Here is a 12,465-nt window from a genome sequence, read left to right on the forward strand (position 1 = left end):
GCGCCGCCGATGAAGATCCGTTTCGACAGCCCCAAGGAAAGCCGGCCGACCGAGGACCAGGGGCTGCGGGTGCTCTATGCGCCGGGCAGGCGCCTGGCCTTCCGCCTGCGCTGGTACCTGATCCTGCTGCTGGTGGCCAGTCCGCTGCTGTGGCTGGGCGGGCGCTGGCTGTGGTCGACGCTGCGCGTGGAGGCGCCGGCGCGCCTGCTGGTGCCGATCCTGCAACTGCGCGCCTTCGACAGCGCACAGGTCCGCGAGGTGCTGGTCGTCCCGGGGCAGACGGTGGAAGCCGGCGCGCCGCTGCTGCGGCTGGACAATCCGCAGTGGCGCGAGCGCCTGGCGCTGCTGGCCGAGCCGGACCAGGCGCCGTCGGATGCCCATGGCTTGCCGCAGCGCGAGCGGCAGGTATTGCAGGAAGCGCAGGGGGCGGCCGAACGGCGTCTGGCCGAGCTGCGTCGCCTGTTCGCCCTCGATGCCGCGACCCGCGGCGAGCTGCTGCAGGCCGAGAGCGTCCTGGCGACACGCCGCCATGAGCTGCTGCAGTTCGAGCAGCGCCAGCTGCGCGTCGAGCCGGCGGAGGCGGTCCAGCGCCGGCTGGAGCGGCAGTGGCTCGAACGGCGCCTGGCGGCCCTCGAGGTGCGCGCGCCCGAAGCCGGGCGGGTGCTCGACGTGGCGGTGGCGGCGGGAGAGGGGGTCGCTCCGGGGCTGCTGCTGCTGAGCCTGGAGCGCCGGCAGGACGTGCAGGTGTGGGTGTACCTGCCGGCGCGGCAGGCCGGCTACGGCCGGGCCGGGCAGGCGCTGACCCTGTACCTTCCCGACGGTTCGACGCGGGCGGCGCGGGTACGCGGCGAGGCGCACGATGCCGTACCGATGCCGGCCGAGCTGCAGCCGCCGTTCGGCGCGGCGGCGCGCGTCCTGCTGGTGCGGGTGGAGCCCCTGGAGCCCTGGCCGGCCCGCTGGCGGATCGACCGCCTGGGACTGCAGGCGCGCTTCGCGCGCGACTGGCGACGGACCCTTGGCCTGGAAGAGTGAGTCGCCGGGCGATAAAAAAAGCCCTTGGCTTTCACCAAGGGCTTTCGAATCTGGCTCCGCGACCTGGACTCGAACCAGGGACCCAATGATTAACAGTCATTTGCTCTACCGACTGAGCTATCGCGGAACAACGAGGCGTATCTTACTGATTTCTAAGGCGAAGTCAACACCCTTGCGGTGTCGACTTCGCCTTGCGGATCAGAGCACCTCGACGATGGCGCGGGTGACCACTTCGAGGTTCTTGCTGTTCAGCGCGGCGACGCAGATGCGGCCGGTGCCGACGGCGTAGATGCCGAACTCGTTCTTCAGGCGCTCGACCTGCTCGCCGGTCAGGCCGGAGTAGGAGAACATGCCGCGCTGGCGGGCGACGAAGCCGAAGTCGCGCTTGGCGCCGAGGGCGGCCAGCTGCTCGACCATGCCGTTGCGCAGCTGCTTGATGCGGCTGCGCATCTCGCCCAGTTCCTCTTCCCACATGGCGCGCAGTTCGGGGCTGTTGAGCACCGCGGCGACCACGCTGGCGCCGTGGGTCGGCGGGTTGGAATAGTTGGTGCGGATCACGCGCTTGACCTGCGACAGCACGCGGCCGGCTTCTTCCTTCGACGCGGTGACGATGGACAGCGCGCCGACGCGCTCGCCGTACAGCGAGAACGACTTGGAGAACGAGCTGGAGACGAAGAACTGCAGGCCGGAGTCGGCGAACAGGCGCACCGCCTCGGCGTCCTCGGCGATGCCGTCGCCGAAGCCCTGGTAGGCGATGTCGAGGAACGGCACGTGGTTGCGCTCGCGGACCACTTCCAGCACCTGCTTCCAGTCGGCGGAAGACAGGTCGACGCCGGTCGGGTTGTGGCAGCAGGCGTGCAGCACGACGATCGACTGCGCCGGCAGGGCGCGCAGGTCGGCGAGCATGCCGGCCAGGTTCACGCCCTGGGTAGCGGCGTCGTAGTAGCTGTAGTTCTGCACCGGGAAGCCGGCGGATTCGAACAGCGCGCGGTGGTTCTCCCAGCTCGGGTTGCTGATCGCCACCACGGCGTCCGGCAGCAGGCGCTTGAGGAAGTCGGCGCCGGTCTTCAGCGCGCCGGTGCCGCCGAGGGACTGGGTGGTGACCACGCGGCCTTCGGCCAGCAGCGGCGAGTCCTCGCCGAACAGCAGCTTCTGCACGGCGCTGTCGTAGGCGGCGATGCCCTCGATCGGCAGGTAGCCGCGCGGCGCGCGGGCTTCCAGGCGGGCCTTCTCGGCCTCGATCACGGCGCGCAGCAGCGGAATGCGACCTTCTTCGGTGAAGTACACGCCTACGCCCAGGTTGATCTTGCCCGGGCGGGTGTCGGCGTTGAAGGCTTCGTTGAGGCCCAGGATGGGGTCGCGGGGCGCCATTTCGACGGCAGAGAACAGACTCATGTGCGGCAGCTCTGTGAGTATGAGGGTGACGGGCGGATGCAACGCCCAGCCATCACTGGGCTAGGGGGTTGCGCAGACGGGGCGATATTATAGACAGCACCATCCCGGTGCGGCGATACGCAGGTGCGGCGAAAACGGCCGTTGGTGCGACATATGGTCGCTGCTGGCGGAGCACTGTCAGCCGTGGTCGTTGCCGCGGGAGTTTGTCCTTTCAGGGTACGCACATGTCCAGGTTCAAGCTTGTCACCCGCTTCAAACCCGCCGGCGACCAGCCGGAGGCGATCCGCCAGATGGTCGAGGGCCTCGAGGCCGGGCTGTCGCACCAGACCCTGCTCGGCGTGACCGGCTCGGGCAAGACCTTCAGCATCGCCAACGTGATCGCCAGGGTGCAGCGGCCGACGCTGGTCCTCGCCCCCAACAAGACCCTGGCCGCGCAGCTGTACGGCGAGTTCAGGAGCTTCTTCCCCGGCAACGCGGTGGAGTACTTCGTCTCCTACTACGACTACTACCAGCCCGAAGCCTACGTGCCGTCCTCGGATACCTACATCGAGAAGGACGCCTCGATCAACGACCACATCGAGCAGATGCGCCTGTCGGCGACCAAGGCGCTGCTGGAGCGGCCGGACGCGATCATCGTCGCCACCGTGTCGTCGATCTACGGCCTCGGCGATCCCGAGTCGTACCTGAAGATGGTCCTGCACGTCGACCGCGGCGACCGGCTCGACCAGCGCGAACTGCTGCGCCGCCTCGCCGAGCTGCAGTACACCCGCAACGACATGGACTTCGCCCGCGCCACCTTCCGCGTGCGCGGCGACGTGATCGACATCTACCCGGCCGAATCGGAGCTGGAGGCGATCCGCATCGAGCTGTTCGACGACGAGGTGGAAAGCCTGGCGGCCTTCGACCCGCTGACCGGCGAGGTGATCCGCAAGCTGCCGCGCTTCACCTTCTACCCCAAGAGCCACTACGTCACCCCGCGCGAGACGCTGCTGGAGGCGGTGGAGCAGATCAAGGTCGAACTCAGGCAGCGCCTGGAGTACCTGCGCGCGCATGACAAGCTGGTCGAGGCGCAGCGCCTGGAGCAGCGCACCCGCTTCGACCTGGAGATGATCCTCGAGCTGGGCTACTGCAACGGCATCGAAAACTACTCGCGCTACCTGTCCGGGCGCGATCCCGGCGCGCCGCCGCCGACCCTCTACGACTACCTGCCGGACGATGCGCTGCTGGTGATCGACGAGTCGCACGTCACCGTGCCGCAGGTCGGCGCGATGTACAAGGGCGATCGTTCGCGCAAGGAGACCCTGGTGGAATACGGCTTCCGCCTGCCCTCGGCGCTGGACAACCGGCCGATGAAGTTCGAGGAGTGGGAGGCTGCCAGCCCGCAGACCATCTTCGTCTCCGCCACTCCCGGCCCCTACGAGGCCGAGCACGCCGGACGGGTGATCGAGCAGGTGGTGCGCCCCACCGGGCTGGTCGACCCGCAGCTCGAGGTGCGCCCGGCGACCACCCAGGTCGACGACCTGCTCTCGGAGATCCGCAAGTGCGTGGCCGCCGGCGAGCGCGTGCTGGTCACCACCCTGACCAAGCGTATGGCCGAGGACCTCACCGACTACCTCAGCGACCACGACGTCAGGGTGCGCTACCTGCACTCGGACATCGACACCGTCGAGCGCGTGGAGATCATCCGCGACCTGCGCACCGGCGCCTTCGACGTGCTGGTCGGCATCAACCTGCTGCGCGAGGGCCTGGACATGCCCGAGGTGGCGCTGGTGGCGATCCTCGACGCCGACAAGGAAGGCTTTCTGCGCAGCGAGCGCTCGTTGATCCAGACCATCGGCCGCGCCGCGCGCAACCTCAACGGTCGGGCGATCCTCTACGCCGACCAGGTGACCGGTTCGATGCAGCGCGCCATCGATGAGACCGAACGGCGCCGGGCCAGGCAGATCGCCTTCAACGAGAAACACGGCATCGTGCCGCAGGGCGTCAAGAAGGACGTGCAGGACATCCTCGAGGGCGCCGTGGTGCCCGGTGCGCGCAGCCGCAAGCGCGGCGCGGCGGCCAAGGCGGCGGAGGAGAGCGCCCGCTACGAGGCGCAGCTCAACTCGCCGAGCGAGATCACCAAGCGCATCCGCCAGCTGGAGGAGAAGATGTACGAGCTGGCCCGCGACCTCGAGTTCGAGGCCGCCGCGCAGTTGCGCGACGAGATCCAGAAACTGCGCGAGCGGTTGCTGGCGCTGTAGGGTGAGCCGCCGCAGTGTTCGGTAGGGTGCGCCGTGCGCACCATTCAGGCAGTGGTGCGCATGGCGCACCCTACGGTTCGGTGCCCCGAGCAGGGCGACTCAGGCGGCCATTGAGCACCACGCTGGCCAGCCCGCCGGCGACCAGCCCCCAGAACGCCGCACCGACGCCGAACAGGCTGAGTCCCGAGGCGGTGACCAGGAAGGTGATCAACGCCGGCTCGCGCTGGCGCACGTCCTGCAGCGCGCCGGCCAGGCTGTTGCTCAGGGTGACCAGCAGCGCCAGGCCGGCGATGGCGAGGATCAAGGCCTGCGGGAAGGCGGCGAACAGGCTGGCCACGGTGGCGCCGAACAGGCCGATCAACAGGTAGAAACTGCCGGCGCAGAGCGCCGCCCAGTAGCGCCGCTGCGGTTCCTGGCCGGCCTCGGGGCCGGCGCAGATCGCCGCGGTGATCGCCGCCAGATTGATGGCGAAGCCGCCGAAGGGGGCGAGCAGCAGGCTGGCCAGCCCGGTCCAGGCGATCAGCGGCGATACCGGCACCCGTTCGTAGCCCGCGGTGCGCAGCACCGCCACGCCGGGCAGGTTCTGCGAGGCCATGGTCACCACGAACAGCGGGATGCCGACGCCGACCAGCGCCGCCCAGGAGAACTCGGGGCGGACGAACTGCGGCACCGCCACGGCCAGCTCGACCGCCTGCCAGTGCAGCAGGCCGAGCCGCCAGGCCAGGCCGATGCCGAGCAGCAGCACCAGCAGGATCGTGTAGCGCGGCAGCAGGCGCTTGCCGGCGAGGTAGGCGAGGAACAGGCTGCCGACCAGCAGCGCCTGCTGCTCGAAGGCGCCGAACAGCTCGAGACCGAAACGCAGCAGCACGCCGGCCAGCATGGCGGCCGCCAGCGCCTGGGGGATGCGCTGCATCAGCCGGGCGAACAGCCCGGTGACGCCGCTCAGGGTGATCAGCGCGGCGCTGAACAGGAAGGCGCCGACCGCCTCGCCCATGCCCAAGCCGCCCAGGCTGCCGGCCAGCAGGGCGGCGCCGGGGGTCGACCAGGCAGTGAGCACCGGCGCGCGGTAGCGCAGCGACAGGCCGATGCTGGTCAGGCCGCAGCCCAGGCACAGCGCCCACAGCCAGGAGCTGACCTGGGCGGCGTCGGCGCCGGCCGCGGCGGCGGCCTGGAAGATGATCACCGCCGAACTGGTGAAGCCGACCAGCACGGCGATCAGGCCGGCGCTGACATGGCTGGGGGCCGGTAAATGGGACATGGGCGATCCTCGGACTTGAGGGATGGGCGACTTTGTGCGTTATTGCGCACGATGCGGACAAGTTACCCCTTGTGCGCTATAGCGCACAAGGCGGAGGAGCGTGATGACGGATATCAACCAGCGGATCGCCGCGCGGCTGCGCGCGCTGCGCCAGGCGCAGGGCTGGAGTCTGGACCGGGCGGCACAGGCCACCGGGGTGAGCAAGGCGATGCTCGGCCAGATCGAGCGCGGCGAGTCGAGCCCGACGGTGGCCACGCTGTGGAAGATCGCCGCCGGCTTCCACGTCTCGTTTTCCGGCCTGCTCGAGGAGACGCCGGCCGACGACGGGGCGCTGCTGCGCAGCAGCGTCGGTGGCGACTGGCCGACGGATGACGGCAGCATCCAGGTGCGCACGCTGTTTCCCTTCGATCCGGCGCTGGGCAGCGAGTTTCTGGTCGTCGAGCTGCAGCCGGGCGCCTGCCACCAGTCGGTGCCGCATGCCGCCGGAGTCACCGAGCATGTGATCCCGCTCAATGGCACGCTGGAGATCTGCGTCGACGGCATCTGGCAGAGCGTCGCCTGCGGCGAGGGCCTGCGCTTCGCCGCCGACCGGCCGCATGCCTATCGCAACGGCGGCAGCGCACCGCTGCTGTTCCACAACCTGATAACCTACAGAGGAAAGTAGCGTCGCTGTGGGTGGCGTGGCTTCTGGCTGATGCCCTTGATCTGCGCGGCCTGCAGCGTAGCCCATGCGCGTCCGGTTGTCCGATTGTGTCCGGTGGTGTGTAGCGGTGTCTGGCTTGTCGGGGATAGACTGGGGATGGAATTGAACAGCGCGCGGGGATAAATCGGCAATGGGCAAGCTCAGCAAGACGGCGATCAGCAAGGCGATGAAGGAGCAGGGCGCGGGCACAAGGCGCGTGTTCGACGGCGACGGGCTGTTCCTTGAGCTGACCGCCACGTCGGTGGCGAAGGGGCAGGGCGCTTGGAGGTTGAAGTTCTACTTCGACGGCGCCGAAAAACGCATGTCGCTGGGTCGATACCCTGATTTGAGCCCCGAGGATGCCCGCAGGAAGGCCAGGGAGGCGCGCGATTTGCTGGATAGCGGCATAGACCCTGCCAGGGCGAAGAAGGCCGCCAGGGCCGCAGCCAGGGTCGCACAGGATGACACCCTGTCCATCGTGGTGGGTCGGTGGATCGACCACATGGTGCTGGAAGGCTGGACGGATGCGACACGCAAATACATGACGAAGGCGCTCGAAAAGCACGTTCTGGACGAGTGTCCCGATCTGCCGGTGCGAGAATTCACCCGCGCGCTGGCGTCTCAACTGGTCAACAAGCTGCGCAACCGGCCGACCACTGCACATCGGGTCTGGAATGCACTGGTGCGGGCGCTGGCGCTGTTCGAGCATGAGCATGACGACTTCACGTCGCCGCTCGCCGGCCGCAAGCCTGCGTTCTCAGCTGGCAAGGCCACGCACCGGGCTGGCTTCACGCCAACCACCTTCGGGTCGCTGGAAGGCGCTGTGGAGGCCCTGCGGGACTTCCTGAAGGCGATCAAGCACTACAGGGGTACTCGCACAGTGGCCACGGCCCTGCGCGCCCTGATGGTGCTTCCTGTGCGTTCTGGTGAGCTGGTGAGCATGCGGTGGGATGATCTGGAGCTGAAACCGAACGGCTCAGCCGTCTGGCGCTTCATCCAGCCCAAGACCGGCGACCAGCAGACCTTGACCATACCGGCGGCGGTCGTCGCCGAGCTACGCGAGCTGGGCAGCTCGGGGTGGGTGTTCAAGGCGCCGCGGAACTCGACGAAGCACATCGGCGGGACCACCTTGCTTGTGGCGCTGGGCCGCATGGACATCGAGGGCGTGCACATACACGGTTTGCGCTCGACCTTCAGGTCATTGGCGCGGGAGAAGCTGGGGATCGACGGCGAAGTGCTGGAACGCTGCCTTGGCCACCGTACGAAGGCGGCGCACGGGCGGGCCTACGATCAGACCGGCCTGCAGGACGAGAAGGACGCCGCCATAGCACAGTGGGCTGAGTGGCTGCGGTCGGTGGGGTGGTGACGGGACGAGCGCACAGCGGCCGAAGGCGTGGGTGTACTTTTCATGGGCACGGCCGGGGGTCACTGTGGTGTTGTGTAGTTTCTCCCACTCGCCCGGCTATGTTGCACAGCTGGGGGATATTCTTACCTATCTATACCCCCTTTTATATATATAAACTACACAACTACACAGTAACTACCCCAAACCCCTTGTGCCATGCGGCTTTCAGCCCTGTGCAGTTCGTTGGTGGGAACCCCACACCTGTGCGGTTCACCCACACAGCAGAGACCTCAGACCTCAGAACCAAGCACAAAAACCGCATTCTTTATTCCAAAATCGCAGGCTAAATTTATCAATCCGCCGTTAAATTTACCGTTCGCAGGCGTTAAAACAGGTTAAAACTGGCTTAAAACGCGTTAAAAACCTTAAAACGGCCTGCAGGGTGCCCGCCTGTGGGGTTCTGTGGGGTTCTGTTGGGTACATCCCCACGGGCTCGAATTGTACTTTTCATGGGATTTCGCGCCGTCTGGTACAAACCGCAGACCTGCCCGCGGACGGCCTTCCGGCCCCCGAATCAGCCCCCTGTTGATCCACTGCCGTCGCTGCCACAGCGCCGTAGGCCTTGTGCCCCGAGGCCACCCGGCCCAGCACCATCCCGGCCCCCTGCGGCCATAGGCCCTGCCCCCTGGCGCCGGGTGGCCGATACCTGCCGCCGACGAGTGGTCGAGACGTTGGCACGCTGTGCCCTGTGCGAGTTTGTTCACAGCTTTATGCACAAGGGAAGTCGCCACCGCCCCCTGTTTTCCTCCTGACGGCTGAAAAATGCCCAAGTATGTTGGTTCCACGGGCAGACGCCTTCATACACCGCAAGACGGGGGACGCAAACATGGCCACAAACCGCAAACCCAAGAACGCAAGCAACACCCTGTGCACCAGCCAGCCGGTTTCGCGTTGGATCGGCGAGGGCGACGAGCTGACCGCAATCGACCAGCTGTCGCGGGCTACCCGCCGCGAATACGTCGCCGCCGGCAAGTACCCGGCCCCGGTGAAGCTCGGCGGTCTGCATATCCGCTGGCTGCGCGAAGAAGTGGAAGCCTGGGTGCGTGACCGCATCGAGAACCATCGCGTGACCTGGGCACCGCGCAAGGCGCGGAGAACCGAAGCCGCAGACCTGGGGGCCTGACCATGAAAAACCAATGTCACAACGCGCGGCACCGCTGGGTCGCTGTGCACGAAGCCGGCCATGCGCTTGCCTACTGGTGGAACGGGCAAGGCATCCACAGCGTCGCGGTACGCACCAAGGCGGAAATCATCGCCGGCCCGTGGGTCGACCGGAGAGGCCGCGAAAGCAACCCCGGCGGCATCGTGGAGGCTACCGACTTCATCGGCTCGCCGTCGCTGATCCGGGAGTGCCGCCTCCACGGCATGTACGACGGGCTGCAGGAGATGGTCGCCCGTGACCTGCTCCACGCCTTCAGTGGTCCGGTAGCCGAAGCCCTTCATCGCGGCGTCGACCTGGAATGGGTACTGTACGCCGGCGGTCGTAGCGACTGGCAGCACGCTAGCGAGCTGTTGGCGCTGCTGCCGGATGATGACCGGCCCGAAGCCGAGCGCCTGGCCATCGCCCGCTGCCGGGAGCTGATGCGCCACTACTGGCCCGTCGTGCAGGTACTCGCCAGCGTGCTGCAGGATCGAGGGGTCGTGGACGGGGAGGAGGTCGAGCGCCTGCTGTGCGCGAGTACCGGCGAGCACCCATCGTGGCGTGGGAACGACGTTTCGTCTCTGGACAAGCCGCAGACCTGGGGGCCTGACCATGCTCAGCCACGTTGACCAGACCCATGACCGGGCGCGGAGACATGGAGGCGGGCGGCTGATAGGGCAAACCGACCAGCCAAAGAAAAGGCCACCCGATCAGGCGGCCTGAAGTACGCAGCAAGTGGGGTAACGAGGGTGACGGCCACTCAACCACCAACATGCGGGTACACGCTATGAAACACTGTAACACACCCTCGACCAGCAGTAACCGGCAAACCGTGGCCGCCCGTCGCCACGCCTGTGCACAGGGGATCGCCTCGATTCTCCGCACCGCAGGGAGGGCGTCGCAATGAACATCCTTCCGACTTCGATTCCAACGCTGCTGAAAATTTCCAGTGAGTTCATTCTGGCGCCAGCCTCTGGTGGTGGCACCTGTGCGTACCACATCGCGTCCGGCGATGTGATGGGCAAGGAAATGTTCATCCAATTCTGCACCGGCAAGTACGGCGAGGTGGCGCTGGTCGACGCCGAGGGTGGCCAGCGGCGCATGAGCAGCGGGGCCTGCTGGTGGTTGTGGAGCGATGCCAGCAAGCGAGCAGTTCGGCGGGTGGTGATGCACCCGACCAAGGCCGACGAGGGGGACGACGACCGGGACGTGTTCAACCTGTGGCATGTGCGAAAACTGGAAATGGCACAGCCGGACATGTCGGCGACGCTTGACAGCATTCGCCCGCTGATCGACCACTTGATGTTCGTCTCCGACAACGACAAGGAAGGCGTCATGTTCACCCTCAACTGGATGGCCTGGCTGTGGCGCGAGCCGGGCTACAAGATCCCGTCGGCGATCATGATGTACAGCCGGTTTGGCCGGGTCGGTAAGTCCATGATCGCCGAGCTGCTGGCGCGGGTGTTCGGCCCGTCGCTGGTCAAGTCGGTGGATGGCCTGCGCCTGCACGACAAATTCATGGACAGTTTCGAGCACAAGCGCATCGCTGTTCTCAACGAGCTGGCCAGGTCCGACAAGATGGACGGCTACGAGCGGTTCAAGTCGCTGGTGTCCGAACGGCGGATGGACTTCGAGGGCAAGGGCAAGGCTGCCAAGGAAGTCGAGAACCACCTGCATTTCATCCTGACCACCAACAACGCAGACGCCTTGCCGTTGATGGAGAACGATGGCCGCATTCTGGTGTTGCGCTGCGAGTCGCACCCGCGGGAGCCGGCCTACTACCGGCAGCTGGCGCAATGGATCGAAGGGCCTGGCCCGGCGCTGGTTGCTGGCGCGTTTGCGCAGTGGGTCTTCCCGGCCGACTGGGACGCCAGCGCCCCGGTGCCGCAAACCGCAGCCTGCAGGATGACCCAGCGGGACGCCAAGGGCGCATTGTTCGCCTTCATCTCCGAACTGGTCGAGCAGGGCCGCGCGCCATTCGACAGGGACATGGGCCGGGTCGAAGCGTTGGTGGAGCAGCTGGCCACGCTGTACCCGGCCAACTTCGGCACGCTCAAACCGAATCACAAGACACTTCCGAAGGTGCTGCAGGACTTGGGGGCCGTGAAAATCAGCTCGGGGAATACGACTGCCGGGTGGTGCTGGCGGCATCAGGACATGTGGCTGGAATTCATCGCCACGGACAAGGCGGGGTTCACCAGTTGCCAGAAATATGCAAAGGGCGAGCGCGACCGGCCTTTCCTGGTTCCTGCCGCCGCCAAACTGGCAGGGGGTGCAGCATGAGCGTCCACGACTTCACGGCCGCCGCAACGGCCAGAGCGAAGGCCCGCTGTGCCTCCGGGGAGACCGTCATGCTCCCAGCCGGCAGCGCGGTGCTGGCACAGCTGCGCAACGATCCTGGCGTGGCGATCCTCGACCTCGACTGGATCAGCGACATCCTTTCGAGGATGCCGCCGCGCCACCTGCTGACGTTGCTGGCACTGGCCACCGATGACTGCCTGTCAGCCGGCGACGATCCGATGTCCGACAGGTTCCTGATATACGCCGATCGAATCATGCGTTCCGCCGAGCGCGCGGGCGAACTCCACATCCTGACCGGGGGTAACTGACATGCAATTCATACTGACCGGCAACCGCGGCACTGTGCAGCACCGGCGATCCGACGTGGTTAGGGCCGCTGTGCCATCGGACCGCACACTGACGCACCTGCGCGGCCTGTCCAAATACTTCGCCATGCTGGGCGAGGAACAGATCGTGTGCAGCGTAGCGCCAGCGCAGTGCTTCCGTGTTGGCAACTTCGGCCACGCCGTCGATGTGTGGAACCGCCGGACCCCTGGCGCCAAGGAGGCATGGAGCAGGGCCTTGCGGCACACCTTCGATGTCCACGGTGGCGCCCCGTTCGGCGCGGAGAAACTGGATTTCCAATTCGCCGGGGATGCCATCCTGCTGGTGCCGCACCAGACGCTCACGTTTTGGGCACACCACCCCAATGGCACCGAGCTTTTCGGGCGCCGCACCATCGACGGCATGGAGTTCGACCAATGAACGCAGCACGCAGCCTGTCCATGTGCGCCGCCTCGCTCGCCCTGGTGGCGCTGGTGGGGTTCGCTATCCAGACCAGCGTCGAGAACTACCGGCACGTTGTGGCGCGGGATGCGGTCGAGTCTTACCGGGTGGCATTCCAGCAGTGCATGTCAAAAACAAAAAGCACAGCGGCCGGCGTCGCCATCAACTGGTGCGATTATGAGGCCCGCACAAAAACCGACGCATGACGCCCAACCGCGGCACGCGCAGAAGCCGCGCCCCGTGCAC

12 protein-coding genes and 1 tRNA gene are annotated in these 12,465 nt (G+C 66.7%); 10 read left to right on the forward strand and 3 right to left on the reverse strand.

The window, feature by feature from the left end:
- Positions 1–9 precede the first annotated feature (9 nt).
- Positions 10–1,032, forward strand: a complete 1,023-nt coding sequence (locus tag RA210_RS09680; protein ID WP_136488898.1) for an HlyD family secretion protein — start codon at positions 10–12, stop codon at positions 1,030–1,032.
- Between the two features lie 51 nt (positions 1,033–1,083).
- Here RA210_RS09680 and RA210_RS09685 read toward each other — a convergent pair.
- Positions 1,084–1,159 (reverse strand) — tRNA-Asn (locus RA210_RS09685).
- 71 nt (positions 1,160–1,230) lie between these two features.
- Entirely contained in the window at positions 1,231–2,427 is a 1,197-nt protein-coding gene (locus RA210_RS09690; protein ID WP_136488897.1) for an amino acid aminotransferase, read from the reverse strand.
- Between the two features lie 224 nt (positions 2,428–2,651).
- Here RA210_RS09690 and uvrB point away from each other — a divergent pair, with 224 nt between their 5' ends.
- Positions 2,652–4,667 (forward strand): excinuclease ABC subunit UvrB, encoded by a 2,016-nt coding sequence (gene uvrB / locus RA210_RS09695; RefSeq protein ID WP_201486293.1) that lies wholly within the window; start codon positions 2,652–2,654, stop codon positions 4,665–4,667.
- Between the two features lie 70 nt (positions 4,668–4,737).
- Here uvrB and RA210_RS09700 read toward each other — a convergent pair whose 3' ends face one another.
- Positions 4,738–5,925: a benzoate/H(+) symporter BenE family transporter gene (locus RA210_RS09700; RefSeq protein WP_201486294.1), complete on the reverse strand. Its 1,188-nt coding sequence runs from the start codon at positions 5,923–5,925 to the stop codon at positions 4,738–4,740.
- Positions 5,926–6,028: 103 nt separating this feature from the next.
- On the opposite strand from RA210_RS09700, the gene RA210_RS09705 reads away from it, so the two are divergent.
- The 8 genes from RA210_RS09705 to RA210_RS09740 all read left to right on the forward strand — a co-directional run bounded on the left by RA210_RS09705 (position 6,029) and on the right by RA210_RS09740 (position 12,425).
- Positions 6,029–6,589: a helix-turn-helix domain-containing protein gene (locus RA210_RS09705; RefSeq protein ID WP_201486295.1), complete on the forward strand. Its 561-nt coding sequence runs from the start codon at positions 6,029–6,031 to the stop codon at positions 6,587–6,589.
- Between the two features lie 169 nt (positions 6,590–6,758).
- Positions 6,759–7,973 carry a tyrosine-type recombinase/integrase gene (locus RA210_RS09710; protein ID WP_201486296.1) on the forward strand — a complete coding sequence of 405 codons (1,215 nt, stop codon included), beginning with the start codon at positions 6,759–6,761 and terminating at the stop codon, positions 7,971–7,973.
- 865 nt (positions 7,974–8,838) lie between these two features.
- On the forward strand, positions 8,839–9,135 hold the full coding sequence (locus RA210_RS09715; protein WP_201486297.1) for a helix-turn-helix transcriptional regulator: 297 nt from the start codon (positions 8,839–8,841) through the stop codon (positions 9,133–9,135).
- Between the two features lie 2 nt (positions 9,136–9,137).
- Positions 9,138–9,782: a hypothetical protein gene (locus RA210_RS09720; RefSeq protein ID WP_201486298.1), complete on the forward strand. Its 645-nt coding sequence runs from the start codon at positions 9,138–9,140 to the stop codon at positions 9,780–9,782.
- Positions 9,783–10,056: 274 nt separating this feature from the next.
- Positions 10,057–11,436: a primase-helicase family protein gene (locus RA210_RS09725; protein WP_201486299.1), complete on the forward strand. Its 1,380-nt coding sequence runs from the start codon at positions 10,057–10,059 to the stop codon at positions 11,434–11,436.
- The gene (locus RA210_RS09730; RefSeq protein WP_201486300.1) at positions 11,433–11,762 is read left to right on the forward strand and encodes a hypothetical protein; all 330 of its coding nucleotides are present in this window, start codon (positions 11,433–11,435) and stop codon (positions 11,760–11,762) included. Before RA210_RS09725 ends, RA210_RS09730 begins: the two co-directional genes overlap by 4 nt.
- A gap of 1 nt (position 11,763) precedes the next feature.
- Entirely contained in the window at positions 11,764–12,198 is a 435-nt protein-coding gene (locus RA210_RS09735; RefSeq protein WP_201486301.1) for a hypothetical protein, read from the forward strand.
- Positions 12,195–12,425, forward strand: a complete 231-nt coding sequence (locus tag RA210_RS09740) for a hypothetical protein (RefSeq protein ID WP_201486302.1) — start codon at positions 12,195–12,197, stop codon at positions 12,423–12,425. Before RA210_RS09735 ends, RA210_RS09740 begins: the two co-directional genes overlap by 4 nt.
- Positions 12,426–12,465: the final 40 nt, after the last annotated feature.

This window comes from Pseudomonas sp. OF001, from assembly GCF_904426495.1.
Taxonomy (GTDB): Bacteria; Pseudomonadota; Gammaproteobacteria; order Pseudomonadales; family Pseudomonadaceae; genus Geopseudomonas.